The sequence below is a fragment of the Rhodanobacter sp. C06 genome (assembly GCF_002001105.1).
Taxonomy (GTDB): Bacteria; Pseudomonadota; Gammaproteobacteria; order Xanthomonadales; family Rhodanobacteraceae; genus Rhodanobacter_A.
This window is the reverse complement of the sequence record NZ_MUNP01000043.1, coordinates 142,346-168,242: the sequence shown is the minus strand read 5'-3', so window position 1 is coordinate 168,242 and position 25,897 is coordinate 142,346. Positions and strand designations below refer to the sequence as shown.

At 67.6% G+C, this 25,897-nt stretch carries 28 protein-coding genes; 12 read left to right on the top strand and 16 right to left on the bottom strand.

The window, feature by feature from the left end; translation table 11 throughout:
• Positions 1 to 7: 7 nt before the first annotated feature.
• Positions 8 to 589 carry a hypothetical protein gene (locus B0E52_RS08280; RefSeq protein WP_077483346.1) on the bottom strand — a complete coding sequence of 194 codons (582 nt, stop codon included), beginning with the start codon at positions 587 to 589 and terminating at the stop codon, positions 8 to 10.
• Positions 590 to 776: 187 nt separating this feature from the next.
• Between B0E52_RS08280 and B0E52_RS08275 the strand changes: the two genes are divergently transcribed.
• Both B0E52_RS08275 and B0E52_RS08270 read left to right on the top strand, forming a co-directional pair.
• Complete coding sequence (locus B0E52_RS08275; protein ID WP_077483345.1) at positions 777 to 1,997, top strand: multifunctional CCA addition/repair protein; 1,221 nt, start codon at positions 777 to 779, stop codon at positions 1,995 to 1,997.
• Positions 1,998 to 2,098: 101 nt separating this feature from the next.
• Positions 2,099 to 4,291 carry an LTA synthase family protein gene (locus B0E52_RS08270; RefSeq protein ID WP_254426744.1) on the top strand — a complete coding sequence of 731 codons (2,193 nt, stop codon included), beginning with the start codon at positions 2,099 to 2,101 and terminating at the stop codon, positions 4,289 to 4,291.
• Positions 4,292 to 4,387: 96 nt separating this feature from the next.
• Here the strand turns inward: B0E52_RS08270 and tatC are convergent, their stop codons facing one another.
• From tatC to B0E52_RS08250, 4 genes are all read right to left on the bottom strand, one after another.
• On the bottom strand, positions 4,388 to 5,143 hold the full coding sequence (tatC, locus tag B0E52_RS08265) for a twin-arginine translocase subunit TatC (protein WP_077483344.1): 756 nt from the start codon (positions 5,141 to 5,143) through the stop codon (positions 4,388 to 4,390).
• Complete coding sequence (tatB, locus tag B0E52_RS08260) at positions 5,130 to 5,561, bottom strand: Sec-independent protein translocase protein TatB (RefSeq protein WP_077483343.1); 432 nt, start codon at positions 5,559 to 5,561, stop codon at positions 5,130 to 5,132. The genes tatC and tatB overlap by 14 nt, the downstream gene beginning before the upstream one ends.
• Before the next feature lie 21 nt (positions 5,562 to 5,582).
• Positions 5,583 to 5,843: a Sec-independent protein translocase subunit TatA gene (tatA, locus tag B0E52_RS08255; protein WP_077483342.1), complete on the bottom strand. Its 261-nt coding sequence runs from the start codon at positions 5,841 to 5,843 to the stop codon at positions 5,583 to 5,585.
• A 69-nt stretch (positions 5,844 to 5,912) separates the two neighbouring features.
• On the bottom strand, positions 5,913 to 6,605 hold the full coding sequence (locus tag B0E52_RS08250; RefSeq protein ID WP_077483341.1) for a lipid-binding SYLF domain-containing protein: 693 nt from the start codon (positions 6,603 to 6,605) through the stop codon (positions 5,913 to 5,915).
• An 80-nt stretch (positions 6,606 to 6,685) separates the two neighbouring features.
• On the opposite strand from B0E52_RS08250, the gene hemH reads away from it, so the two are divergent.
• Positions 6,686 to 7,720: a ferrochelatase gene (hemH, locus tag B0E52_RS08245; protein WP_077483391.1), complete on the top strand. Its 1,035-nt coding sequence runs from the start codon at positions 6,686 to 6,688 to the stop codon at positions 7,718 to 7,720.
• Positions 7,717 to 8,586: an alpha/beta hydrolase gene (locus B0E52_RS08240; protein ID WP_077483340.1), complete on the top strand. Its 870-nt coding sequence runs from the start codon at positions 7,717 to 7,719 to the stop codon at positions 8,584 to 8,586. Before hemH ends, B0E52_RS08240 begins: the two co-directional genes overlap by 4 nt.
• Positions 8,587 to 8,680: 94 nt before the next feature.
• On the opposite strand, the gene B0E52_RS08235 is transcribed toward B0E52_RS08240, so the two are convergent.
• The 8 genes from B0E52_RS08235 to B0E52_RS08205 are packed head-to-tail and all read right to left on the bottom strand — an operon-like array spanning position 8,681 to position 14,525.
• Positions 8,681 to 9,886, bottom strand: coding sequence for an ABC transporter permease (locus B0E52_RS08235; protein ID WP_077483339.1), 1,206 nt, complete (start codon positions 9,884 to 9,886; stop codon positions 8,681 to 8,683).
• Positions 9,883 to 10,617 (bottom strand): ATP-binding cassette domain-containing protein, encoded by a 735-nt coding sequence (locus B0E52_RS08230; protein ID WP_077483338.1) that lies wholly within the window; start codon positions 10,615 to 10,617, stop codon positions 9,883 to 9,885. Before B0E52_RS08230 ends, B0E52_RS08235 begins: the two co-directional genes overlap by 4 nt.
• Positions 10,614 to 10,787 carry a hypothetical protein gene (locus tag B0E52_RS18540; protein WP_168174162.1) on the bottom strand — a complete coding sequence of 58 codons (174 nt, stop codon included), beginning with the start codon at positions 10,785 to 10,787 and terminating at the stop codon, positions 10,614 to 10,616. The genes B0E52_RS08230 and B0E52_RS18540 overlap by 4 nt, the downstream gene beginning before the upstream one ends.
• Positions 10,784 to 12,355 (bottom strand): alpha/beta hydrolase, encoded by a 1,572-nt coding sequence (locus tag B0E52_RS08225; protein WP_168174161.1) that lies wholly within the window; start codon positions 12,353 to 12,355, stop codon positions 10,784 to 10,786. The genes B0E52_RS18540 and B0E52_RS08225 overlap by 4 nt, the downstream gene beginning before the upstream one ends.
• Complete coding sequence (locus tag B0E52_RS08220) at positions 12,352 to 12,552, bottom strand: helix-turn-helix transcriptional regulator (protein WP_174575548.1); 201 nt, start codon at positions 12,550 to 12,552, stop codon at positions 12,352 to 12,354. The genes B0E52_RS08225 and B0E52_RS08220 overlap by 4 nt, the downstream gene beginning before the upstream one ends.
• Positions 12,549 to 12,959, bottom strand: a complete 411-nt coding sequence (locus tag B0E52_RS08215) for a hypothetical protein (protein ID WP_077483336.1) — start codon at positions 12,957 to 12,959, stop codon at positions 12,549 to 12,551. Before B0E52_RS08215 ends, B0E52_RS08220 begins: the two co-directional genes overlap by 4 nt.
• Positions 12,956 to 13,579 carry a hypothetical protein gene (locus B0E52_RS08210; protein WP_077483335.1) on the bottom strand — a complete coding sequence of 208 codons (624 nt, stop codon included), beginning with the start codon at positions 13,577 to 13,579 and terminating at the stop codon, positions 12,956 to 12,958. Before B0E52_RS08210 ends, B0E52_RS08215 begins: the two co-directional genes overlap by 4 nt.
• Positions 13,580 to 13,589: 10 nt before the next feature.
• Positions 13,590 to 14,525: an alpha/beta hydrolase gene (locus B0E52_RS08205; RefSeq protein ID WP_077483334.1), complete on the bottom strand. Its 936-nt coding sequence runs from the start codon at positions 14,523 to 14,525 to the stop codon at positions 13,590 to 13,592.
• A 338-nt stretch (positions 14,526 to 14,863) separates the two neighbouring features.
• Here B0E52_RS08205 and B0E52_RS08200 point away from each other — a divergent pair, with 338 nt between their 5' ends.
• From B0E52_RS08200 to B0E52_RS08180, 5 genes are all read left to right on the top strand, one after another.
• On the top strand, positions 14,864 to 15,391 hold the full coding sequence (locus B0E52_RS08200; protein WP_077483333.1) for a spore coat protein U domain-containing protein: 528 nt from the start codon (positions 14,864 to 14,866) through the stop codon (positions 15,389 to 15,391).
• Between the two features lie 64 nt (positions 15,392 to 15,455).
• Complete coding sequence (locus tag B0E52_RS08195; protein ID WP_217316671.1) at positions 15,456 to 16,154, top strand: molecular chaperone; 699 nt, start codon at positions 15,456 to 15,458, stop codon at positions 16,152 to 16,154.
• Between the two features lie 46 nt (positions 16,155 to 16,200).
• On the top strand, positions 16,201 to 18,495 hold the full coding sequence (locus tag B0E52_RS08190; protein WP_254426743.1) for a fimbria/pilus outer membrane usher protein: 2,295 nt from the start codon (positions 16,201 to 16,203) through the stop codon (positions 18,493 to 18,495).
• Positions 18,492 to 19,493, top strand: a complete 1,002-nt coding sequence (locus B0E52_RS08185; RefSeq protein ID WP_168174160.1) for a spore coat U domain-containing protein — start codon at positions 18,492 to 18,494, stop codon at positions 19,491 to 19,493. Before B0E52_RS08190 ends, B0E52_RS08185 begins: the two co-directional genes overlap by 4 nt.
• Positions 19,494 to 19,502: 9 nt before the next feature.
• Positions 19,503 to 20,474 (top strand): spore coat protein U domain-containing protein, encoded by a 972-nt coding sequence (locus tag B0E52_RS08180; RefSeq protein ID WP_077483329.1) that lies wholly within the window; start codon positions 19,503 to 19,505, stop codon positions 20,472 to 20,474.
• A gap of 7 nt (positions 20,475 to 20,481) precedes the next feature.
• Here the strand turns inward: B0E52_RS08180 and B0E52_RS08175 are convergent, their stop codons facing one another.
• Entirely contained in the window at positions 20,482 to 20,934 is a 453-nt protein-coding gene (locus tag B0E52_RS08175) for a spore coat protein U domain-containing protein (protein WP_077483328.1), read from the bottom strand.
• 393 nt (positions 20,935 to 21,327) lie between these two features.
• Positions 21,328 to 22,074, bottom strand: coding sequence for an FAD-binding oxidoreductase (locus B0E52_RS08170; RefSeq protein ID WP_077483327.1), 747 nt, complete (start codon positions 22,072 to 22,074; stop codon positions 21,328 to 21,330).
• 95 nt (positions 22,075 to 22,169) lie between these two features.
• On the opposite strand from B0E52_RS08170, the gene B0E52_RS08165 reads away from it, so the two are divergent.
• From B0E52_RS08165 to B0E52_RS08155, 3 genes are all read left to right on the top strand, one after another.
• Complete coding sequence (locus tag B0E52_RS08165; RefSeq protein WP_077483326.1) at positions 22,170 to 23,114, top strand: ABC transporter ATP-binding protein; 945 nt, start codon at positions 22,170 to 22,172, stop codon at positions 23,112 to 23,114.
• A gap of 56 nt (positions 23,115 to 23,170) precedes the next feature.
• Complete coding sequence (locus B0E52_RS08160) at positions 23,171 to 23,950, top strand: ABC transporter permease (RefSeq protein ID WP_077483325.1); 780 nt, start codon at positions 23,171 to 23,173, stop codon at positions 23,948 to 23,950.
• A 104-nt stretch (positions 23,951 to 24,054) separates the two neighbouring features.
• The gene (locus tag B0E52_RS08155) at positions 24,055 to 24,774 is read left to right on the top strand and encodes a pseudouridine synthase (RefSeq protein WP_077483324.1); all 720 of its coding nucleotides are present in this window, start codon (positions 24,055 to 24,057) and stop codon (positions 24,772 to 24,774) included.
• A gap of 91 nt (positions 24,775 to 24,865) precedes the next feature.
• Here B0E52_RS08155 and tsaD read toward each other — a convergent pair whose 3' ends face one another.
• Positions 24,866 to 25,888 carry a tRNA (adenosine(37)-N6)-threonylcarbamoyltransferase complex transferase subunit TsaD gene (gene tsaD, locus B0E52_RS08150; protein ID WP_077483323.1) on the bottom strand — a complete coding sequence of 341 codons (1,023 nt, stop codon included), beginning with the start codon at positions 25,886 to 25,888 and terminating at the stop codon, positions 24,866 to 24,868.
• Between the last annotated feature and the right edge of the window lie 9 nt (positions 25,889 to 25,897).

The following is a 25,897-nucleotide window of genomic DNA, read 5'->3' as shown; positions in this document are numbered from 1 at the left end:
TCTAAGTTCAGTGCTTGCTGTTGGTCGTGCCTGACCCGGCCGAGGCATTGCCAGCAGCGGTCGGCTGACTAGCTGAACTGGGCATGTTCTGCGAGGTACGGCTCGATGCAAAACTGGACTGGCTGTAGCGCTCTTCGGGCTGCGGGTGCCAATGCGCCATGTTCGTGGTGCCAGAGTCGCTCACCAGCGCCAGCTGATTGCCGTTGCTGCTCCACACCCAGTGTGCCGCCGCGCCATATGGCGATGGCAGACTCGACACATAGGCAAAGTTCGCGTCGTAATCGCCATCCTTGCGCGGCTTCGCTTGCAGAGCCACGTTGATGATCATTTGGCTGGTCACGGGGTGGCCCTTGATGCTGGCGGGACGGGTGATCCAGCCATCCAGCGTCTTGACCAACATGCGCTGAAATTCAGGGTCCAACGGCAGGGATGGCAGCGCCTTGGTGACGTGTCCCTGTGCATCCACCTGGACCAGCACCGCCAAGACCTTGGGCTTGGGTGCGGAGAGCGCACCGGAAGACGCCATCGCCGTGCCTCCCAGCATGGCCAGCGCGCCGGCCAACATCACAACCCCGATCTGCTTCTTCATAGACACCTCCTGTGGATGACGACACAAACCCCATTCGCCGAGTGACAAGCGTAGCAAACGCATCGCATGGACCGTGGTGCACAACCATCGATTGGGTCATGCAACCGACGCCACGCCTGAACCTAGGTCGCCGGGCTTAGGTTTCCCTTATCCGCAACCCCGACGCCGCACATGCCACAATTCCGCCATGCGCATCTATCTCGTCGGCGGGGCGGTCCGCGACAAGCTGCTGGGACGGCCGGAGGGCGACCGCGACTACGTGGTGACCGGCGCGCGCCCTGAAGACCTGCTGGCGCTGGGCTACAAGCCGGTGGGCAAGGATTTCCCGGTGTTCCTGCACCCGCAAACCGGCGAGGAACATGCGCTGGCGCGCACCGAGCGCAAGAGCGGGCGCGGCTACCACGGCTTCGAGTTCCACGCCGATCCCGCGGTGACGCTGGAGCAGGATCTGGCGCGGCGCGACCTCACGATCAACGCGATCGCGCAGGACGAACACGGCGCGCTGATCGACCCCTACGGCGGCGTGCGCGACCTCGCGGCGCGCGTGCTGCGCCATGTCTCGCCGGCCTTCGTGGAAGATCCCGTGCGCCTGCTGCGGGTGGCGCGCTTCGCCGCGCGCTTTGCGCCGCTGGGCTTCACCGTGGCGGACGAGACCATGGTGCTGCTGCGGCAGATGGTGGCCGACGGCGAGGTGGATCACCTGGTGCCCGAACGGGTGTGGGCGGAGACGCGCAAGGCGCTGGCCGAGGAGCAGCCGTCCGCCTTCCTGCGCGTGCTGCGCGAGACGGGTGCGCTGCGCGTGCTGTTTCCGGAAGTCGATGCGCTGTACGGCGTGCCGCAGCGTGCGGAGTTCCACCCCGAGATCGACACCGGCATCCATGTGGAAATGGTGCTGGACGCTGCGGCGATGATCGCGCCAGGCGACGACCTCGTGGGTTTCTGCGCGCTCACCCACGACCTCGGCAAGGCGCTGACGCCGGCCGCCGAACTGCCGCGGCACGTGATGCACGAACAGCGCGGCGTGGCGCCGCTGCGTGCCTTGGCGGCGCGGCTGAAGGTGCCGGCCGAGCATGCGGCGCTGGCCGAACTGGTCTGCCGTGAGCACCTGAACGCGCATCGCGCGCTGGAGCTGAAGGCCGCCACGGTGCTGAAACTGCTGGCCGCGCTGGACGCGCTGCGCCGGCCCGAACGGCTGGAAACCTTTCTCGCCGCCTGCCTCGCGGACAAGCGCGGCCGGCTGGGCCACGAGCGCGACGACTACCCGCAGGCCGACCGGCTGCGCCGCGCCCGTGCGGCCGCGGCCGCGGTGACCGCGGCGCCGTTCGTGGCGCAGGGACTCGCGGGGCCGGCGATCGGCGCGGCGATGGAGCGGGCCCGCATTGCCGCGATCGCCGACCTCCCGAAATGAAACTATGTAACATCTAAGCCCATGCAGGTATAACGCCTGCATGGACGCCGGCCTGCCCCGTGCCGGCACGTCTTCGTTTCCCTCGTCGCCTGGAGCTGCCCGTGTCGCGCGCCCTGTTCAACTCTTCGCCGCTGCGCCAGCGGTTCCGGCCGCTGTGGTGGCTGGGCATCACCTATCTCGCGATCTCGTTCGTCACCCGCGTCGTGCTGCTGGTGATGTCCGGCAGCAACGTGGCGCCGAACCCGCTGCACTGGCTCTACGCGTTCGGCGTGGGGCTGGGCTACGACCTGGTCACCTACCTGTACCTGGCGTGGCCGATGGTGCTGTTCCTGTGGCTGGTACCGACCCGGCGCGCGACGGTGGCGGGGCTGGGGCGCTGGCTGGCCTGGCTCGCCATCCTGGTGCTGCTGTTTGCCGCCTGCTTCGGCGTGCTGCACCTCATGTGGCACGCGCACCTGAAGGACGTGCGGCCGCTGATCCCGGTGTTCCTGTTCTTCCTGCCGCTGCCTGCGCTGGCCTACAGCCGCGCCAGCGGGCAGTGGGGGCTGTACGTCCTGGGCCTTGCCCTGCTGTACGGCCTGCTGTTCGTGGCGGCGTCGGAGCTGGTGTTCTGGAACGAGTTCAGCTCGCGCTTCAACTTCATCGCGGTGGACTATCTCGTCTACACCACCGAGGTGATCGGCAACATCCGCGAGTCCTACCCCGTCGGCACCTGGCTGGCCTTGCTGGTGGTGCTGGCGCTGGTGGTGTTCGTACTCTCCCGGCGTGGCCTGCGTGCGCGCGACGACGGCAGCACGCTGATGCAGCGCGCCCGCGTGCCACTGGTGTGGCTGGTGCTCACCGTGATCTCGGTGGCCGCGGTCAACGGCGAGATGAAGGACCGCAGCGCCAACAACTACGTCAACGAGCTGGCCGGCAACGGCATCTACCAGTTCTTCGCGGCGTTCCGCTCCAGCCATCTCGACTACAAGAAGTTCTACCGCAGCCTGCCCGACGCGGAGGCGTTCAAGCTGATCCGCGAGGATCTCAAGGCCCCGAACGCGAGCTTCGTCAGCAACGACCCGCGCGACCTCACCCGCGAGATCCGCGCCAGCGGCCCGGAGAAGCACCTCAACGTGGTGCTGATCAGCGTGGAAAGCCTGTCCGGCGACTACCTCGGCACCTTCGGCAACACCGAGCACCTCACGCCCTTCCTCGACTCGCTGGTGGACAAGAGCATCTTCTTCGACAACCTCTACGCGAACGGCACGCGCACGGTGCGCGGGCTGGAAGCGCTGTCGCTGTCGGTGCCGCCCACGCCGGGCGATTCGCTGGTGCGCGAGAAGGGCAACGAGAACCTGTTCTCGCTGGCCAGCATCTTCAATGATCGCGGCTACGTGTCGCAGTTCGTGTACGGTGGCTACGGCTACTTCGACAACATGAACTACTTCTTCAGCCACAACGGCTACCAGACGGTGGACCGCGGCGCGATCCCGAAGGACGCGGTGATCCACAGCCAGAACGTGTGGGGTGTGTCCGACGAGGACTTGTACACGCTGGCGCTGAGCCAGATGGACAAGATCCACGACGAGGGCAAGCCGTTCTTCCTGCACATCATGACCACCTCGAACCACCGCCCGTACACCTATCCGGCCGGACGGGTGAAGTGGCAGGCACCGTCGCGACCGGGCGCGGTGGCCTACACCGACTGGTCGATCGAGGATTTCATCAAGCGTGCGCGCGCGAAGCCCTACTTCGCCGACACGGTGTTCGTGATCACCGCCGACCACTGCGCCTCCAGCGCGGGCAAGACCAGCATCCCGATCAACCGCTACCACATCCCGCTGTGGATCTACGCGCCGGAGCAATTCAAGCCGGAACGCGTGAACGCGCTGATGGGCCAACTCGACATCCCGCCCACCTTGCTCGGCCTGCTCGACTTCAGCTATCGCTCGCGCTTCTTCGGCCAGGACGTGTTCCAGCGCACGCCGGACCAAGGCCACGCCTTCCCCGGCACCTACGAGAAGCTGGGCTACGTGCGCGGCGACACGCTAACCATCCTCGAACCGCGCAAGCGGCTGGAACAGCTGAAGCCGGACTTCGCCACCGGCGACGCTACCCCCGTGGTGCCGATCAAGCAGGATCTGGTGGACACCGCGATTGCCTACTACCAGGTGGCCAGCGACCTGTACAAGCACGGCGGGCTGGCACTGCGACCCAGCGACAGCACCAAGGTGGAACCGCTGCCGGCGCCCGCCAGCTCGTCGCCCGCGCCAGCGGCGACGACGGCCGCACCTGCTACCGCGACACCATAGGAACGAGGTGCAGGAACGGCTTCAGCCGCGACGGCAGGACGTCGTGTCGCGGCTGAAGCCGCTCCTGCACAACCCTCACGCGCAAACCGGTGGCGCTCAGCCCGCCGCCTTGCCCGGAAGCAGCCAGCGCACCGCCAGGATGCCCAGCTCGTAGAGCAGGCACATCGGGATCGCCAGCATGATCATCGAGGTGATGTCCGGCGGGGTGATGATCGCGGCCACCGCGAACGCGCCCACGATCGCGTAGCGCCGCGCATTGCGCAGCTTGGCGATGTCGACGATGCCCGTCGCGGCGAGGATCACCACCGCCACCGGCACCTCGAAGCACAGGCCGAAGGCGAAGAACATCAGCATCACGAAATCGAGGTAATGCGTGATGTCGGTCATCATCTCCACGCCCGCGGGTGTCACCGCGGTGAGGAAGCGGAACGCCGCCGGCAGCACCAGGAAATAGGCGAACGCGCAGCCGCAGTAGAACAGCGCCAGCGCGGCACCCAGCAGCGGGCGCGCCAGGCGCTTCTCGTGCTTGTACAGGCCCGGGCTGACGAAGGCCCACAACTGGTAGAGGATCACCGGCATGCTGATGAACAGCGCGGCGTAGAACGCCAGCTTCAACGGCGTGATGAACGGGCTGGCCACCTCGGTGGCGATCAGGTGCGCACCCTGCGGCAGGCGCGCCACCAGCGGCGCGGCCAGTTCCGAATACAGCCGGTTCGCGAACGGCACCAGCGCCACCAGCACGAGCAGCACGCAGGCGGTCGCCTTGAGCAGGCGCGAGCGCAGCTCGATCAGGTGCGAAAACAGGCCTTGCTGCAAGTCGTCGCCGAGTTCGTCGGGGTCAGTGGCCGCCATGCGCGGACTCCTTCACGGCCGGCGCGGCAGCAGGCTCGCTCGGCGGCAGTTGCTGCTGCGTCTCGGACTCGATGTCCGACGCGACCGGCGTGGCCGGCGCCGGCATGACCGGCTCCGGCGTCGTCGCGGTCCTGAGTGTCGAAGCCGCTTCCTCGAGCGGCTGGCGCACCTGCTGCACGCTGTCCTTGAATTCGGCCTGCGCCGACTCGGCACGCGCGGCGGCCTCGCGGGCGGCGCGCTTGATCTCTTCCACTTCCAGCTCGCGCTCCACCTCGGCGCGCACGCTGTCCCAGCCGTTGCGCACGCGGCGCAGCAACGCGCCCGCGGTGCGCGCCGCGCCGGGCAGTTTCTCGGGGCCGAGCACGATCAGCGCGATGAGCGCGAGCAGCACCAGCTTGCCGAAGCTGATCTCGATCATCGCCGCAAGGCCCGACCGCGCTTACTTCGACTCGTGCGAGTCGCGCGGCTGTTCCTGCGTGCCGGCGTTCGCCGACGAGGCCGGCGGCGGATCGGCGCGCAGCTGTTCCTTCGTCTGCTGCGACTCCTTCGCCTTCTCGTCCTCGTCACCGTGCATGGCCTTCTTGAAGCCGCGCACGGCATTGCCGAGGTCCGAGCCGATGTTGCCGATCTTCTTGGTGCCGAAGATCAGCAGCACGATGACCAGGAGCAGGAGCCAATGCCAGATGCTGTCAAAACCCATGATGTTCCTCGAGGCGATCCCGGGCGGAAACGGCTCCGCCCGCGAACCACCGATCTTCGCACAAGGCGGTTACTTGGAAGTGTACTCTTCCAGCGTATCGCGGAACTTCACCACCGCCGGCGGCACGTTGCTCACGCCGCCCTCGAAGATCCGCCGCGGAGTGATGCCGGGGCCGTACACCGCCGCGTTGGCGTCCTGGTCGATCTTCAGCACCGAGCCATCCAGCGCCACGCCGGCGAACAGGCCGCGCGCGCGCGAGTAGGAATAGATCTCCGCCTTCAACTGCTGGTCGGTAGCGGCCGAGGCGGTGCGGCCGACCGGGCCGGCTGCGGCCGAGGCGTCGGCACCGATGGTGAACTTGCCGTTGACGATCGAATCCACGCCGCGCTGGGTGCGGAACACCAGGATCACGTCGGTGGACGACACGCCGATCTGGAAGCCCACACTGCCGCCGCCGAAGGAAATGAAGCTGGGGTTGGACCAGGTGCCGTCCGGGCTCTTCACCGAGATCAGCCCCTCGCCGCGGCGGCCGCCGAACACGAAGCCGACCTTCAGCACGTCGGGAATCACCGCGATCGCCCGCGCGTCCCTCAGCAGGTCGCTGGGGATCGCCTTGTCCGGCGCCTGCTCGATCTCGTTGAGCACGCGCACCGCGTTTTGCGCACGCTGCGACGGCGTAACGTCGTCGGCATGCACGGCCATCGTCGGCAACAGCAGGGCCGCGCCAACCAGCAGCATGCGATACAGGGATGTCATGAACATGGGCAGCTCCGTAGACGAAGTGGCGGGGATGCACGTCGCGCTTGTGGCAGACTCACGGCAGTTTCACCGCCACTGCCACGATGCCTGACCTCGCCAACTATACCGGCCTCGCCGGCCATTCCGTCCCTGACGCAGCGGCATCCGTTCAGACTGCCGTGTTGCTGGTCAACCTGGGCACGCCCACGGCGCCCACCGCCAAGGCGCTGCGACCGTACCTGGCCGAATTCCTGTCCGACCGCCGGGTGATCGACTACCCGCGCTGGAAGTGGTGGCCGATCCTGCACGGGGTGATCCTGCGCCTGCGTCCGCGACGCTCCGCGCATGCCTATGGCCGCATCTGGGACGCGCAAGGTTCCCCGCTGCGCTGGCGCAGCGAGGCGCTGGCCCGCGCGCTGCAGGCGGAGCTGGGCACCGGTGTGCGGGTCGCGCTGGCGATGCGCTACGGCGCGCCGGCGGTGGCGTCGACCATCGCGCAGCTGCAAGGCGAAGGCGTGCGCCGCCTGCTGGTGCTGCCGCTGTACCCGCAGTACTCGGCCACCTCCACCGGCTCGGTGATCGACGCGGTGGCCGACGCGATGCAGGCGCTGCGCTGGCCACCGGAGCTGCGCTTCGTCAACGACTACCACGACGATCCCGGCCACATCGAGGCGCTGGCAGCGAGCATCGAGCGCTGGTGGAGCGAACACGGTCGCGGCGACAAGCTGCTGCTCTCCTTCCACGGCATCCCCGAGCGCTACGTGCGCCTCGGCGATCCCTACGCTGCGCAGTGCCGCGCCACCGCACGCCTGCTGCGCGAACGGCTGAAGCTCGACGCATCGCAGCTGCTCGTGAGCTTCCAGTCGCGGGTGGGCCGCGAGGCCTGGCTGTCGCCGTACACCGACGCCACCGTGCGCCAGCTCGCCGGCGAGGGCGTGCGGAAACTCGACGTGGCCTGCCCCGGTTTCGCGGTGGATTGCCTGGAGACGCTGGAGGAGATCGCGCTGCAGAACCGCGACTTCTTCCTCGCCGCCGGTGGCGAGTCGCTGCGCTACATCCCTGCGCTCAACGACGGCGCGGGGCAGGTGCACAGCCTCGCCGCGCTGGTGCGCCGCCACCTGCAAGGCTGGCCGGTGTGAACACGCCGCGCGAACGGCGCATCGCACTGCCCCATCTCGCGCTGGCCGCGCAGGAATGGGGCGATCCCGCCGCGCCACCGCTGCTCGCCCTGCACGGCTGGCTGGACAATGCCGGCAGTTTCGCCGCGCTGGCACCGCTGCTCGCGCCACGCTGCCGCGTGATCGCGCTGGAACTGCCAGGCCACGGCCACTCGGACCACCTGCCGGCGGGCGCCGCTTACCACTTCCTCGACTACGTGCGCGCCGTGCTGGCCGCGCTCGACGCACTGGAACTGCCGCGTTGCAGCCTGCTCGGCCATTCGCTGGGCGCCGGCATCGCTGCGCTGGTGGCCGCCGCCGCGCCGGAACGGATCGATCGGCTGCACGTGATCGAGGGCCTGGGCCCGCTCGGCGACGACGGTGGCCACACGCTGCGGCGCTACCGCGACGCGCTGGCCGCGCCGCCGGCCGACGGCAAGGCGTTGCGCGTGTTCCGTGACCTGGACCAGGCGATCAGCGCTCGCGCCATCGCCAGCGGCCTGCGTGCGGAATTCGCGCGCCCCATCGTGGAACGCGGCCTGCGCGTAGCCGAGGGCGGCTGGCAATGGCGCAGCGATCCGCGCCTCGTCCGGCCCAGCGCGGCGCGGCTGGCCGAAACGCAGATCCACGCCCTGCTCGCCGGCATCGAGGCACCCACCGCCCTGCTGCTGTCGCAGCCGGCCACGCCCTACCTGCCTGCGGCGACGATGCAGGCACGCGCCGCCTGCGTGCCGCGCATCGCCGTCGAGCACATGGAAGGCGGCCACCACCTGCAGCTGGAGCACCCGCAGGCGGTGGCGCAATGGGTGTTGCGTCACGCCGCAGGTTCAGGCCAACACCCAACCTGATGGTTGTAGGAGCGCGCCCTGTGCGCGATGGCCTCGTCGCTGATCGAGGCCAAAGCCATCGCGCACAGGGTGCGCTCCTGCATGCCTCTGAAGATCAGCCTGAGATCGCCAGCTTCTCCGAGCGGTACAGCTGCGCGGTGATACCCATCGCGACCAGCGCCGCTGCCAGCGTGCCGGCAAGGCACAGGAGCAACTGTTCGCCACTGACGCCGTCGCCGCGCAGCTGCTGCATGATGCCGAGGTTCTGGCCCAGCAGCGGTACCGCGTACATCCACGCCTGCGCCTTGATCGGCAGGAAGGCCAGCAGTGCGCTGGGGATCAGCGGCACCATCAGCAGCAGCGAGAGATAGGTCTGCGCCTCGCGGTAGCTCTTCGCGAACGCGGCCACCAGCGTCTGCAGCGCAGCCAGCAGCAGCACCAGCGGCAGCATCAGCAGCAGCACGGTACCGGCGAAATGCCAGCCGAGATCCAGCTCCATGCCCAGCTTCTCGGCGGGGATGAAGCGGCCCACCACCGCGAACGCGAGCAAGGTGATCGCGAGGCTGGCCAGCGAGAACGCGCAGATCGCCGCGAGCTTGCCGACGAGGATCTTCCAGCGCGCCACCGGGTTCGCGAACAGCGGTTCCAGCGACTGCCGCTCGCGCTCGCCCGCGGTGAGGTCGATCGCGAGGTACATGCCGCCCATGAACAAGGTGATCACGAAGAAGTACGGCAGCATCGCGAACATCAGCACCGCGCGCGACTGCGGCGTGGCCTGGTCGCGCCGGGCCACTTGCACCGGCCAGGCCGTGCCCGGCGACAGGCCGCGCGCCACCAGTCGCATCGCGCCCTGCTGGCGGGCGTAGGTTTCCACCAGCCTGCTCACCCGCTCCACCGCGCCGCCGGTGTCGCGCCGCGAGGAGTCGTAGAACAGCTCCACCTGCACCGGCTCGCCCTTGCGCCAGGCCTTGCCGTAGTCGGCGGCGATGCGCAGCACGACGTCGGCATCCTGCTGGTGCACGGCCTTGCCCGGATCAGCCACCGGCGCATCCGGCACGATGCCGCCCTCCTTCAGCGCATCGACCAGGTTCGGCGCGTACTGCGCGCCGACCACCGGCACGTGCAGCGGCTGGTCGGCCTTGTTGAGCTCGCGGTTGACCTGCATGCTGACCAGCATCACGAAGATCAGCGGGCCCAGCAGCGGGCCGGTGAGGAAGGCGCTGGTCAGCGTGCGACGGTCGCGCAGGTTCTCGCGCACCTCCTTCAGGAACACGGTGAGCATGGCGCCGGGGCGGCGCACTTTCGATGGGATGGCACTCATGCGGCGAGGCCCTCCTCGCTGCCGATGATCTTCACGAAGGCATCCTCCAGGTTGGTTTCGCCGGTCTGTGCCCTGAGGGCATCGGGCGTCTCGTCGGCCACCACGCGGCCACGCGCGATCACCACGATGCGATCGCACAGCGCCGCCACCTCCTGCATGATGTGGCTGGAGAACAGCACGCAGCGGCCTTCGTCCTTCAGCTGCTGCATGAAGCGGCGCAGGCCGCGCGTGGCCATCACGTCGAGGCCGTTGGTGGGCTCGTCCAGGATCACGTTGCGCGGGTCGTGGATCAGCGCGCGGGCGATCGCGGTCTTCACCCGCTGGCCCTGCGAGAAGCCCTCGGTGCGGCGGTCGAGGATGTCGCGCATCTCCAGCGCGTCGACCAGCGCCTCGTGGCGCGTGCGCAGCGTGGCCCCGTCGATGCCCTGCAGGCGCGCGAAATACTCGATGTTCTCGCGTGCGGTGAGCCGCTTGTACAGGCCGCGCGCGTCGGGCAGCACGCCGAGCGTGCGGCGCACTGCCAGCGGATCGACCGCGGCGTCGATGCCGTCCACCAGCACCTGGCCGCTATCGGGTTCCATCAGCGTATAGAGCATGCGCAACGTGGTGGTCTTGCCGGCGCCGTTGGGGCCGAGCAGGCCGGTGATCTCGCCGTCGCGGGCGGTGAAGCCGACGCCGTCCACGGCTTTCACTGCGCCGAAGGCCTTGTGCAGATCCCTGACTTCGATCACGGCTGTTCTCCCCGCTTGAAGCAGGCACCGCGCCGGGTGCCCAGCACGGAAAACGCGACGAGCAAGGGCAGCAGAACCTGTGTGATGACATGCGGTGCATCCAGCACGGCGGCGGCGACGAAAGCCGCGGCCAGCAGCATGGCCGTGGCCGGCACTTGGGGCTTGCTCATGGCGTGGCTCCGTTGAAGTCGATGAAAAACGGCGTGGCTTGCAGGCGATCGAGGCAGCTCGCGTCCAGCGTCTTCGGATCGAGCTGCTCGACGAAGTGCTGCACCAGCTGCGGTCCGCACCCCGCAGCCAGCACGCTGTGGCCCTGGCCCTTGAACAGCAGCACGCGGGCGTTCGACAGGTGCTTCGCCACCTCCTCGGCATAGCGCGGCGGCGTCACCGGGTCGTACTGGCCGGCCAGCAGCAACGCCGGCTTGGCGGTCGCGAGCGGCTGGTGGAAATCCGCCGGCCGCGTGCCCTTCGGCCAGACCGAACAGATCGCCTTGTAGGCGTCGACCATGTGGTTGCCGAGCAGGGTGTCCGCGTCCTGCGGGCGCGCGGTGAGCAGGTCGGCATCCTCGCTGCAGATCACCGAGTACGACATGCCGCTGCCGGCGAGGTCGGCCATGTCCACGGTCAGCAGCTTGGCCTGCCCCAGCAGCGGACCCACGTCGCCGTGCGCGGCGGCGTCGATCGACAGCGGCAGCAACGCGGCGGTCGCCGGCGTGTAGGCGAACATGCGCACCACGCTGACCAGCGCGTCCTCGCTCAGCACGCGCTGCACCGTCTGGTAGGTTTGCGGATCGCGGAAGCTGACCGGGTGCGGATTCGCGCGCAAGGCATCGCGCAGCTGGACCAGGGTCTGGTACGGATGGCCGAAACGCTGCTTGCAGGCGGCATCGTCCTCGCAGCGCGCGAACTGCGCCTTCAGCGCATCGTCGAGGTTCTGCGCGAAGTCCTCGCCCAGCACCACGCTGTTCGGCACCGTGCTGTCCAGCACGATGCTGCGTACCGCGTCGGGATGGCGACCGGCGTACTGCTGCGCCACCCGCGTGCCGTAGGAGACGCCGACCAGGTCGAACTCCGGCACGCCCAGCGCGCTGCGCACGTCCTCCAGGTCCTGCACCGCGTCGGTGGTGGTGTAGTAGCGCGGATCGGCGTGCGTCTCCACCTGCTTCAGGCAGGCCGCCGCTTCGGCGCGCAGCTTGGCGGGATCGAAGCCGGTGTCGTCGCCCGCCGTGCTCTTGTCGTCGCTCTTGCAGTCCAGCGCATTCGAGCCGCCGGTGCCGCGCTGGTCCAGCAGCAGGATGTCGCGGTGTGCGCGCAACGGCTCCAGCATCGCGGCGATCGGCCCGGCGTAATCGGTGGCCGCCTGCCCGGGGCCGCCGGCGAGGAAGGCCAGCATGTCCGGCTTCGCGACCTGCGCGTTCGAGCGCAGCACCGCCAGCTTCAGGTCTATCCTGCGGCCCTGCGGCTCGGCGCGGTTCTCCGGCACCGCCAGCGTGCCGCACCAGGCCGCGGTGCTCAGGCCACTGTTCGGCTGGCCCAGGCTGCAGGCCGTCAGCGTGAGCGAACCGAGCTTCCAAGTGCGCGGCGGTGCCGGCTTCACTTCCGTTTGCGCGGCAGTCTTGCCCTGCGCTGGTGCCGTTGCCTCATGCCCCGCCGAGTGCCGCCTGGCGTGGTTGGCCGCGAAGATCGCGGTGGCCACGGCCACGATGACGGCCATGCGCTTCCTGGGGTTCATGCTCATGCATCGCTTCCTGGTTCGAAAATGGATTCGATCGGGCGTCCAAACAGCTTCGCGATCTTGAACGCCAGCGGCAGGCTGGGATCGTACTTGCCGGTCTCGATCGCGTTAACCGTCTGCCGCGACACCTCCAGCCGCTCGGCGAGATCCGCCTGCGACCAGCCCTGCTCGCCGCGCAATTCGCGCACCTGGTTGTTCATCGGTAGCGGCGCGCCAGCAGGAGGCGGACCATGCCGTACACGCCGATCATCAGCGGCAGCACCCACAACATCGCCCACGTCGGCGAAGGCAGCACGCGCACGTTCTGCAGGAAGCCGAGGCTGAAGCTGGCCAGGCCGATCACCGCGCAGGTGATCGCCACCGCCTGCAGCTCGATGCGCTGCTGCAGCTCGTCCTGGCGCAGCATGTGCCGCAGCATCGCGCGCACCACGAAGGCCATCGGCAGCACCGGCAGCAAGGCGACCACCACCTTCCACCCGGTCGGCAGGTCGACACGCAGCAGCAGGATGATCGAGATCGGCAGCACGAACACGTAGCCGAGCATGGCCGGCAGGAACTCGCGCAGGTAGCGTCGCTGCAGCATGCGGTTCGGGTCGCGGCCGCTCATCGCACGTGCCCCGCATCCCGGGCGCCGGGCGGCGCATGGCGTTTCCGCCAGTGCCGCCATCCCTGCCACGCCAGCACCAGCACCAGCGCCGAACCCATGCCGGCCAGCATGCCGACATCGAAATCGTCATGCCGCCAGTACGCGGCCAGCGCCACCGCCGCCATCAGCGCGAGGATCAGCAGCAAGCGGTAACGGAACGGAAAACCGCCCTCGCCGCAGACGCCGTCGTGGCCGTAGCGCCGGTTCAGAATCCAGCGCGTGGCGCCATAAGCGAACAGCTGCAGCGGGAACACCCAGATCAGCACGGTGCCGTCCAGCTGCACCAGCTTCGCCGCAGCAAGGAAGCCGCCGACCAGGCTCGCCGCACCCACCACCGCGGTGGCCACGCCCAGGGCGGCCAAGTGCGTGCGCTGCTCCAGCTCGTCGCTGTGCAGGATGCGCCGCGCCATCAGGCCGATCACGTAGAGCATCAGCGCCGCCGGCAGCAGGGCCAACGCCAGTTTCAGCGGCACGCTGCCGGTGGTCTTCGCCGACGGCCACGCCAGCAGCATGACGCCGACGTACAGCACCATCGCGATCATCAGCTGGCGCTGGTACTGCTTTTCCGTGAAACGTCGCATCGGCGCCCCCTCAGAGCGATTTCAGGAAATCGTCCAGCACCTGCTGGAACTTCGCCGGCTGGTCCAGCATCGCGAAGTGCCGCGCGGGCGCGATCGACGCCACTTTCGCGTTTGGCGCACCCGCCAGCAGGCCCTGGTAGTACGCGGCCTTCTGCGCCTCGCTGAGCTTGAGCGGCGGCTGGGCGAAATCCGGCGCGTAATACGGCGAGATCTCCAGGATCGGCACGTCCGCCTGCTTCAGCAGCGGGCGATAGTCGGCCGCCATGTCCTCCGCCGCGTACCCGGCGGTGGCGGCGATGTCGCTGCGCGCGTTCAGCGGGGCGTACTGCTCCGCCAGCTTCGGATCGATCACGCCGACGTGCTGCATGTAGCCCAGCGCCGCCGCCTGGAACTGCGCCGGCGTCATCGCACTCATCTGCGTGCGCGTGCGCTCGGCGATCACCTGACGCTGCTCGGCGCTCACCCGGTCCATGCCGGGAAAGATCGGCAGGCCGTCCACCGCCACCACACCGGAAATCAGCTTCGCGTGCTCGCCCGCGAAGCGCAGCGCCAGCGTGCCGCCGAGGCTGTGGCCCACCAGCACCGGCTTGTCGATGTGCTGCTGCTCGATCAGCGCCAGCAGCGAGGCGTCGGCCTGATCGATCAGCCCGGTCTTGCGCATCGGTGCCGGCATGCCGTCGAAGCCGGCCAGCGTCACCGCGTAGACCACATGGTTCTTTTCCAGCCGGGCGATGGTGTCCTTCCACACCCACGGACCACCCTCCAGTCCCGGGATCAGGATCACCGGCCGCCCGTGCGTACCGTGCACCTCGAACTTCAGCGTGCCGACCTGGCCGACCGCGGCCGCCGCTTGCGCCGGCGCCGCCCAGGCGCTGCCGGCAACGAGCAGCGAAGACGCCAGCAGGATGTGGAGCACCGTCTTGACCGTATTGCGAACCGTGCGCATGCGACCCCTCCCAAATATGTCAAGCAGCCTTGACATGGGCAGCCTAGGTCGAGATATCTCGCATGTCAAGCGTGCTTTACATTCGCCTGACTTTTGACCGAATCGGCCACGCATACACGACGCCGTTGGCAGAATTGACCAGTTAAAATGTGACGCAATCGGCATTTTGCTGACCGCGCCAGTCGGCGCGAGATTGGCGATTTCCTGTGCTGCCCACCCCGGCTTTTCCCCCGAAAAGCGCGGCGCCACAAGGCTCTGCGCGCAAGTGCAGTGTTTGGCATGCCGGTTGCTTATTGACTCAGCGAAACCTAAACCCACCCTCCAAGGGAGTCATCCAAATGCTGCTCAAGAAGTCCCTGCTCGTCGCCGCCCTGCTGGCTGCCAGCGCCATCGGCACCAGTGCGACCGCCACCGTTGCCACCGGCACCTTCACGGTTTCGCTGAAGGTCAACTCGACCTGCGCGGTGAACACTACTGCTGCCTCCAACATCACCCTGGCTGCCGTGAATGCCGGCACCACGACCGCGACCCTGCCGGGCACCTTCACGGTCAACTGCTCGAACAAGACCCCGTTCAACGTCGGCTTGGCTCCGAGCAATGGCGCCACGACCGGCATCGGCGCCCTCGCGGGCACAGCGGGCAACCCGGCCACCATCGCCTACGCGCTCTATCAGGATGCCGGTGGTGCCACGCCTTGGGGCAATACCGCTACCTCGAGCGCCAAGGGCAACGGCGAGTCGGGCGCGGGTGCCGGCATGGCCAGTGCCAAGGCCCAGTCTTTCACCGTCTACGCGAATGCCACCGGCACCACCGACGTGCAGCCGGACACCTATTCCGATACCGTCACGATCAACGTGAACTACTAACCGACCACCGATGACCCGAGCACTGCCGCGACGTAACTGGCGATTCGCTCTGCTCGCCTGCCTCATGGCAGCGAGCAGTTGGGCGGCGGCCACCGGACTCCAGGTGTCGCCCACCAGCCTGAGCCTGAAGGCAGTGCAGAACGCCGACGGCCTGTGGCTCAGCAACACCGGTGACGGCGTGGTGCATGCGCAGGTGCGCGTGTACCACTGGACGCAGGATGCATCCGGCGACCAGCGCACGCCGTCGCAGGGCCTGGTCATCAGCCCGCCGATGCTGGAGATCCCGGCCGGCGGTCAACAGTTGATCCGGGTGATCCGGGTCGGGGCGCCGCCCAGCGGAACCGGTGCGGTGGAGGATGCCTACCGGTTGGCCATCGACGAGTTGCCGGTCGATGCGCCAAACACCCCCGGACTGCACTTCGTGGTGCATTACTCGGTGCCGGTGTTCGTCGAACCGGCCGGCCTGGCCAGCGTGGCGCCACAGCTGCAATGGACCCTGCAGCGCACGGGCCAGCAGGCCATGCTGGTGGTGAGCAACCACGGCAACGGCCACGCCCAGGTGGCGGAGTTGTCCTTCGTCGATGCCGCCGGCCACCGCACCACGATCGATCCCGGTCTGCTCGGCTATGTGCTGCCCGGATCGACCATGCATTGGGCATTGAAGCCGCCCGCCGCCGTGTTCACCCAGGGCGGTACTCTCGAGGTCTTGATCAATGGTCAGAAGACAACGCAAAACCTGTCGCTGGCCAGCGGATCTCCTTAAGGGGCTGTTGCTGCAGGGACTGCTCATCCCCGCGAGCCATGCCGCGATGAACCCGGATGCCGCGACCCCGGCCCTGCTCGCCGATGGCAATGGCCAGACCATCCCGGGCGCCAGCGACCTCTACCTCGACGTGACCCTCAACGGCACCCATGTCGGTCTCGCCCATTTCGGTTACCGCGACGGCCAGCTGTGGGCCAGCCAGGCGACCCTGCACGAGCTCGGCTTCGCCTTGCCCGCAGGCAGCGCCGATCCGGTGCGGCTGGACAGCCTGCAAGGCCTGAAGGTGAGCTACGACGCCAGCCAGCAAACCCTGAACCTCGCCGCACCGCTGCAGCTGCTGAAGCTGGGCACCACGATGCTTTCCACCGCCGCCAACCAGCGGCCGACGCCCAGCGTCTCGCCCGGCGCACTGCTGAATTACAACCTCTACGGCACCTACGGCACGCACGGCACCAGCAACCTCAACGCCTTCGCCGAACTGCGCGCATTCAACGCCGCCGGCGTGTTCAGCACCACCTCGCTCACGCAGGACAACCACGCCGACGACGGCAGTTCGCAGAACCGCTCGGTGCGCCTGGATACCAGCTGGAGCATGTCGTTTCCCGAGCACCTGCTGACCCTGCGTTTCGGCGACACCCTCACCGACGCCCTCAGCTGGTCGCGCTCCACGCGCATCGGCGGCGTGCAGTTCGGCACCAATTTCGCGTTGCAGCCCTATCTGGTCACCGCACCGCTGCCCGCCTTCCTCGGCTCGGCGACGATGCCCTCGTCCATCGAGCTCTACGTGAACGGCCTGCGCCAGTACAGCGGACAGGTGCCCACCGGCCCGTTCCAGCTCAGCACCATTCCCAACATCAATGGTGCGGGCAACGCCCAGGTGGTGCTGACCAACGCATTGGGCCAGACCACCACGCTCAACTTCTCGCTGTACGGCGAGAACCAGTTGCTGCGCCAAGGCCTGTCCGACTGGTCCGTCGAAGTCGGCAAGGTGCGCGAGAACTACGGCGTGGATTCGTTCGACTACGGCAACGACGCGGTAGGCAGCGGTACCTGGCGCTACGGCGTCAGCAACCATTTCACCGCCGAAGCGCACGCCGAGCTCACCGCCGGGCTGGGCGACGCCGGCGTGGGCGGCAGCTGGCTGCTCGGCGAGCGTGGTGGCGTGCTGTCCGCCTCGCTGGCACACAGCGAATACCACGGCCAGAGCGGCGAGCAGTACAGCCTGGGCTACAACTGGAGCAACGAGCGCTTCAATGCCGGCTTCAACAGCACCCGCACCCGCGGCGATTACCGCGACCTGGGCACGCTGTACGGCTCGGTCATGCCGCGCGTCAGCACGCAGGGCTACTTCAGCTACAACTTCAATCGCATCGGCAATTTCGGCATCAGCTACATCAAGCTGGCCATCCCGCAACAGGCCGCGCAGCGTTATGGCAGCGCCTACTGGTACAAGTCGCTGGGCCGCTGGGCCATGCTGAACCTCAGCGTCAACCAGGACCTGGACAACTCGCGCAACCGCACCGCCTTCGCCATCATCACGCTGGCGCTGGACCACAACATCTCGGTCAGCGGCAGCCTGCAACGCGAGAACGGTCGCACCGGCCTGGCGCTGAACGCCACGCAGTCGCTGCCGAGCCAGGGCGGCCTGGGCTGGCGTGCATCGCTGAGCCAGGGCGACGGGCAGAATGGTGGCCAGGGCGAGCTGGATTATCTGGGCCGCTACGGCCAGGTGCAGGCCGGCGCCTATGACCTCGGCGGCACCCGTTACGGCTATGCGGGCGCGATGGGTGCGCTGGTGCTGATGGGCGGCGACGTATTCGCGGCACGGCAGATCAACACCGGTTTCGCCGTGGTGTCCGCCGAAGGCGTGGCCGGGGTGCCGGTGAGCCTGCAGAACAATCCGGTGGGTGTCACCGACAGCAAGGGCATGCTGCTGGTGACCCCGCTCAACGCCTATCAGAACAACAAGCTCAGCATCGATCCGATGAGCCTGCCGGCCGACATGCGCATCGAACGCGTGAACGCGGACGCCACGCCCACCGATCGCGCCGGCACCTTGGTGAAGTTCGGCATCGTGCCCGTGCGCGCCGCCTCCGTCATCCTGATGGACGAGGCCGGCAAGCCGCTGCCGGTGGGCAGCGCGGTAAGGTTGCATGGGCATGCCGGCGAACCGGCCTTGGTCGGCTTCGACGGCGCGGTCTATCTGGATACGCTGGACACGCGCAACGTGCTGGACGTGACGACGCCGACCGGCGTATGCCACGCGAGTTTCGACTACCGCAAGCAAGGCGGCGGCATCCCGCAGATCGGGCCGCTGACCTGCCGCAAGGTGATGCCATGAACCAGTCGCTGCTGCGTTTTCTTGCCGTCCTGCTGCTGGCCGTCGGCGGCCTGCTCCACGTTGCGCCTGCACATGCCGCCGGCATCACCTGCACTTCGGCCAGCATGACTGCGGTGAGCTTCGGCACGGTGAACCCGTTGTCGAGCCAGACCACCACCACGGCCACCCTGACCTATTCGTGCACCAACACCGACAACAAGACCCATTCGGCCACGATCTGCTTCAGCATCGGCGAGCCCGGTGGCGCACAGACCAATCCGCGCCAGATGAGCAGCGGCAGCAACAAGCTGAACTTCCAGCTTTACCAGGATCCCGGGTATACCCAAGTCTGGGGCAGCTCGTATTTCGGTTCCTCCCTTACACCCCTCATGGTGAATCTCACGCTCGCCAAGGGCGCATCCACAAACAATGCGCAGGCCACGCTGTACGCCAAGGTGCTCAACGGACAGACCACGGCGGCTGCGGGCAGCTACAACGACAACTACCAGAACGGCGACACGGCGGTCACGGTCAACGATGCCCAGGGCAACACGGCCCCCGGCAGCTGCGGCGGCCCCCAAATCAACGTGTTTTTCCCGTTCCTGGTCTCCGCCACGGTGCAGAAGAACTGCACGGTCGCGGCCAACGACCTCACCTTCAGCGCCGTCGCCGCCGGCACGGCCACCGCACCGGGCAGCACCACGCTGAGCGTCACCTGCACCGTCGGCACGCCTTATACGGTCGGCCTGGCGCCACTGAACGTGACCAGCACAACCGGGCTTGGCACCATGAAAGGTACCGGCAGCAACACGAACACCGTGCAGTATCAGCTCTACTCGAATCCAGGCCTGACCCAGGTCTGGGGCAACACTGCGGTCGTGGGCGGCACGGGCAATGGCGTGGCCGGCAGCGGCACCGGTTCGCCGCTGACCCTGAACGTCTACGCCAAGACCACCAGCAGCACCGACGTCACGCCCGACACGTATTCGGACACGGTCCAGGTCAACGTGAACTACTGAGTTGCCGGCATGAGCCCTTTCCGACTGCCGCTGATGCTGTTGCTGCTGCTCGCTGGCACCCTGCTGATGCCCGGAAGGGTGCATGCGCAGGTGAGTTGCACCGCCACCCACCCCACCCTCAATTTCGGCACCATCAAGGTCAGCACCGGTTCCGGTGCATCCGACAACGGCTCCATCGGCTACAACTGCAAGAATGCCGGTGCCGCCACAGTTGCATTCACCCTGTGCGTGGCGATTGGCACGCCGAGCATGCCGGGCATGCCCAATCAACCCGCGTTATTGGGGCCACGCGCCAGCACCCTCGACTTCAACCTCTCCGCCGATCCACTGTCCAGCGACACCTGGGATGCGACCCACCCGCTATCAGTACCGCTATCGATAGCGGCACGTGCCACGCTGACCGGCACCATCCCCTACTACGGCCACATTCCCGGTAATCAGACCAGCGCGGTAGCGGGTACCTATAAATCGAGCTTCGGTACAACCAAGCTCGGCTACCTCGCTGGATCCAGTTGCGGCGCCGAGCCGGGTTATCGGTTCGCCAGTTTCGCGCTCAACGTCCAAGCCACAGTGGGCAATGCCTGCGTGGTCAGCGCGGGACCCAATCTGATCTTCGGCAGCGCGGGCGGTGTGGCGGCCGGCGCCGCCGCCGTCACCGGCAGCGACAACATCACCGTGACCTGCCCGAACAAGAAGCCCTACAACGTGGGCCTGCTGCCTTTCGATGGCAATACCGCCGGCGCTGGCATCATGAAAGGAACCGGGGGCAACACGGATACCGTGCAGTATCAGCTCTACTCGAATTCCGCCCTGACCCAGGTCTGGGGCAACACCGCCACGCGCGCCGCTGCCGGCAATGGCGTGCATGGCACGGGCACCGGCACGGCGCAATCGCTGACCGTCCATGCCCAAACCACCAGCAGTACCGACGTCACGCCCGACAGGTACACGGACATCGTCCAGATCGACGTGAACTACTGAACAACGCTCAGTAGACGACGCGCACCACGGCCGCGTCGGCATACTCGCCCGGCGTCACGTTCTGACCCGCGGGCACGTTGCCGGACAGCTGCAGGCGAATCGGCTGCGCCCCTTGGCCCAGCACCGCAATCGATGCACCGGCCGGCCACGCCTGCCCGTTCGCTTGCACGGTATACGCCACCCGTGCGCCTGCCGGCCCAGCCAGCGTGCGGTCACCGTCGAGATAGACGGCCGCCGGGATACCGCGGGTGCAACTCACGTCAATGGCGCCCGGCGTGGCGGTGCCCGTGGCCGAGCCACCGGCCGTGTACGTGGCGAAAGTCAGCGGCTGGGTTCGCACGCTGCATGAGGCCACTACGGTCAAGGATATCCGCAAGGTGCCGGTGGCTTCGTTGGCGCCGGCCAGCGTGGGCACAAGGACCAGAGCAAATGCAATGGATGAAGAAGACAGGCGCCTCATCAGGATTTGTGCTCCCGACTTGCCAGCCTGCCCGTCGCAACCATATCCGCGACGGATGGCTCCCCAGCAACGGCGGCACCCCGCCAACAAACCGACTGACCATTTCACACCGCTCACCTCTCGAGGTGCCCCCGGCCATTACGGGGTTCCTTGAGTGGCTGTCGGCGCGCTCCGCCTGGGCTTTACCGGTTTGAAGCAGCCCATGTCGCGAAACGTGATGTGCGTCACACTAAATGGCACATGTGAGCCGGACTTCGCCGCAGCCACCAGTCCAGTCCGCTGCTTTACCCTTACTGCCGTGAGCTGCGCGTGCAGGAATAACACCGCCTTGGCTACCTCATATAACGCGGTGCCGAGCCCGACGTCATATCGGCGTGAAAGCGGCCATCTTCATCAACGCGACGAGATGTACTTCTCCCGCCGGATCTGCGGCACCGGCAGGCCGCATTCCTTGAGCGCCGCGAAGGCAGCGTCGACCATATTGGGGTTGCCGCAGAGGTAGGCGATGTCGCGGCCTTCGTGCGGCGCCAGTTCGGCCAGCACGCCTTGCACGTGGCCGCTGCGGTCGGAGGCGCGCGGCACGGCGCGCGGCTGGCGGCTGAGGCAGCCGTGGAAGGTGAAGCCGGGATGTGTCTGGGCGAAGGCCTCGAATTCCTCGCCGTAGAGCAGCTCGGTCTCGTTGCGCGCGCCGTACAGCAGCACCACTTCGCGGCCGCCCTTGGCCAGCAGCTGCTCGATCTGCGGCAGCATCGCGCGGTACGGGGTGACGCCGGTGCCGGTGGCGAGCAGCAGGTAGCGCGGATGCACGTCGCCGGCCTGCAGGCAGAAGCGGCCGTAGGGGCCGCTGGCGTCGATCACGCCGCCGATCGGCAGCTCGCCCAGCAGCTTGGTGGCCGCGCCGCCGTCCACGTAGCTCACCGCGATCTCGACCCGTTGCACGGGCGAGGAACCGTCGCCCACCGTGCCCACCGAGTAGCTGCGCTTGGTCGGCGTGCCGTCGTCGTAGTGGAAATGGACCTGCAGGAACTGCCCCGGCACGAAGGCCAGCGGCTGGCCGTCCACGCGCTCGAACGCGAGGTGGCGCACGGTGGGCGCCAGCATGCGGCTGTCGACGAGGCGTAGCTGGAAATGGTCGGCCATGAACGGGTTCCGGGAAACGGTGTGTGCACCCGGCGGCACCGGGCGGCGAAAGATGGCCCGCTATAATAAGAGGCTGACCCCCTCCGGTGCAGCCCATGAGCTCCGTCCCCGCGCTTGTCGTCGACAACCTGCGCAAGACCTACGGCAACGGCGTGGAGGCCCTCAAGGGCATCTCGCTGACCGTGCAACCCGGCGACTTCTTCGCCCTGCTCGGCCCCAACGGCGCCGGCAAGTCCACCTTGATCGGCATCCTCTCCTCGCTGGTGAACTCCAGCGGGGGCGACGCGCAGGTGTTCGGCGTCTCCGTCAACAAGCAGCGCAACGAGGCGATGAAGTTGATCGGCCTGGTGCCGCAGGAGATCAACTTCAACCAGTTCGAGAAGCCGTTCGACATCTGCGTGAACGAGGCGGGCTTCTACGGCATTCCGCGCAGGATCGCCGCCGAGCGCGCGGAGAAGTACCTGAAGGAACTGCGCCTGTGGGACAAGGCCCAGCACCAGGCGCGCATGCTGTCCGGCGGCATGAAGCGGCGCCTGATGATCGCCCGCGCGATGATGAACGAGCCGAAGCTGCTGATCCTCGACGAACCCACCGCGGGCGTGGACATCGAGATCCGCCGTTCGATGTGGCAGTTCGTCAGCGGCATCAACGCGGCCGGCACCACGGTCATCCTCACCACGCATTACCTGGAGGAAGCCGAGCAGCTGTGCCGCAACATCGCGATCATCGACCACGGCACGATCGTGGAGAACACCACGATGAAGCGCCTGCTCGCCACGCTGGACGTGGAAACCTTCGTGCTCGACGCCGCGCAAGTGCCCGACGGCCTGCCCGCGCTGCCCGGCGTCACGCTGCGCCGCATGGACGAGCACACGCTGGAAGCGGAGATGGCCCGCACCCACGACCTCAACTCGCTGTTCGCCGCGCTCAGCGCGCGCGGCATCACGGTGACCTCGATGCGCAACAAGACGAACCGGCTGGAGGAGCTGTTCGTGCGGCTGGTGGAACAGGGCCGCAACGGGCAGGTGCGAGCCGCGTGACGCGAATACCCCCTCTCCCCCAGCGCGTTGGGGGAGAGGAAGCCAAGGGCACAAGCATGAGCAACGCCGCCGCCAACCTGGTCGCCCTCCACACCATCGTGCGCCGCGAGATCGTGCGCATCCTGCGCATCTGGACGCAGACACTGATCCCGCCCGCGATCACGATGACGCTGTACTTCGTGATCTTCGGCAAGCTGATCGGCAGCCGCATCGGCACGATCCAGGGCGGCTACACCTACATGCAGTACATCGTGCCGGGCCTGGTGATGATGAGCATCATCACGAACAGCTACGGCAACATCTCCAGCTCCTTCTTCGGCGCCAAGTTCAGCCGCGCGGTGGAGGAAATGCTGGTGTCGCCGATGCCGAACTGGGTGATCCTCACCGGCTACGTCACCGGCGCGGTGACACGCGGCCTCGCGGTGGGCGTGCTGGTGCTGGGCATCGCGCTGTTCTTCACCTCGCTGCACATCGCGCACCCGCTGATCACCTTCGCCTCGGTGCTGCTTGGCTCTGTGATCTTCTCGCTGGCCGGCTTCGTCAACGCGGTGTATGCGAAGAAGTTCGACGACATCGCGCTGGTCCCCACCTTCATCCTCACCCCGCTCACCTATCTCGGCGGCGTGTTCTACTCGATCCAGATGCTGGGCGAGCCATGGCAGGCGATCTCGCGGATCAACCCGATCCTGTACATGGTCAACGCGTTCCGCTACGGCGTGCTCGGCATCAGCGACGTGCACGTGGGCGTGGCGTTCGTGGTGATGCTGGGTTTCGTGGTGGCGCTCGCGGCGTTCGGGCTGCAGCTGCTGAAGCGCGGCGTGGGGCTGCGGTCGTAATCGCATTTGCGTAGGAGCGCACCCTGTGCGCGATTGCTCTTGATCCACGCCTCGCGGAAAGCCATCGCGCACAGGGTGCGCTCCTACAGGAAAGGCCTGCTTTCATGCGCGTCAACAAATACATCAGCGAAGCCGGCCTGTGCTCGCGCCGTGAAGCGGACGAATGGCTGGTGGCCGGCCGCGTCACCATCAACGGCGAGGTCGTCGGCACCGGCGCCAAGGCGCTGGAAGGCGACGAGGTGCGCGTGGACGGCGAGATCGTCAAGGCGCGCATCCTGGCCGCCACGCCGGCCGCGAAGAAGGCGGTCTACATCGCGCTGAACAAGCCGGTGGGCATCACCTGCACCACCGACCAGAGCATAGCCGGCAACATCGTGGACTTCGTCGACCACTCGCAGCGCATCTTTCCGATCGGGAGACTCGACAAGGACTCCGAGGGATTGATCCTGCTCACCAGCAACGGCGACATCGTCAACGAGATCCTGCGCGCGGAGAACCACCACGAGAAGGAATACCTGGTGGCGGTGAACAAGCCGGTCACCGAGGAATTCCTCGCCGGCATGGCCAAGGGTGTGCGCATCCACGGCCAGATGACCAAGCCCTGCCGCACGCGCAGGATCGCGAAGTTCGGCTTCGCCATCGTGCTCACCCAGGGTCTGAACCGGCAAATCCGCCTGATGGCGGCCGCGTTCGGCTACCGCGTCACGCAACTGCGCCGGGTGCGCATCGTCAACGTGAAGCTCGGCCACCTGAAGCCCGGCCAGTGGCGCAACCTCACCGACGCGGAGCTGAAGGGCCTGCTGCCCGGCCGCACGCAGTGGTGAGGTTGCTGCCTTTGTAGGAGCGGCTTCAGTCGCGATGCTTTCGAGGTCGGCGGGAAGACATCGCGGCTGAAGGCGCTCCTACAGAATCCTGCTATGCCGCTGGCAGGCTCTGCAGGTCCCAGCGCGGATGGACCTGCACCGACTCATCCTGATGCTGGCCCGCGGCCAGCCGGATCGCTCCGGCCAGCGCGATCATCGCGCCATTGTCGGTGCAGAACGCGAGGCGCGGAAAATAGGTGCGGAAGCCGTCCTTCTCGCCCGCCGCGGCCAGTTCCGCGCGCAGGCGGCGGTTGGCGCCCACGCCGCCGGCGATCACCAGGCTATGGGTGCCGGTGGCCTGCAGCGCGCGGCGGCACTTGATCAGCAAGGTGTCGACAATCGCCTCCTCGAAGCCGCGGGCGACGTCGGCGCGGGTCTGCTCGCTCTGGTCCGAATGCTGCCAGGCCAGCAACACCTGGGTCTTGAGCCCGGAGAAGCTGAAATCCAGCCCGGGCCGGTCGGTCATCGGTCGCGAGAAGCGGAACGCGCCGGGCCGGCCCTGCTCGGCCAGCTTGGCCAGCGCCGGGCCGCCGGGGTACGGCAAGCCCATCAGCTTGGCGGTCTTGTCGAAGGCCTCGCCGGCGGCGTCGTCCAGGGTGTCGCCCAGGATGCGGTACTCACCGATCGCCTTCACCTCGACCAGCATGGAATGCCCGCCGGAGACCAGCAGGGCCACGAACGGCGGCTTCGGCGGGTCGTCCTCCAGCAGCGGAGCCAGCAGGTGGCCCTCCATGTGGTGTACCCCGATGGCCGGCACGCCCAGCGCCCAAGCCAGCGCCCGCCCGGCCGCCGCCCCCACCAGCAGGGCACCGACCAGGCCGGGACCCGCGGTATAGGCCACCCCGCCCAGATCGGCCGGGGTCAGCCCGGCCTGCTTCAGTGCCTCGCGCGCCAGCGGCAGCAGCTTGCGCACGTGGTCGCGGCTGGCCAGTTCCGGCACCACGCCGCCATAGTCGGCATGCAGCTTCACCTGGCTGTACAGGGCGTGGGCCAGCAGGCCTTGGCCCGGCGCCTCCGGCTGCCAGCGCAGGATCGCCACGCCGGTCTCGTCGCAGGAGGATTCGATGCCCAGCACCGGCTTGCC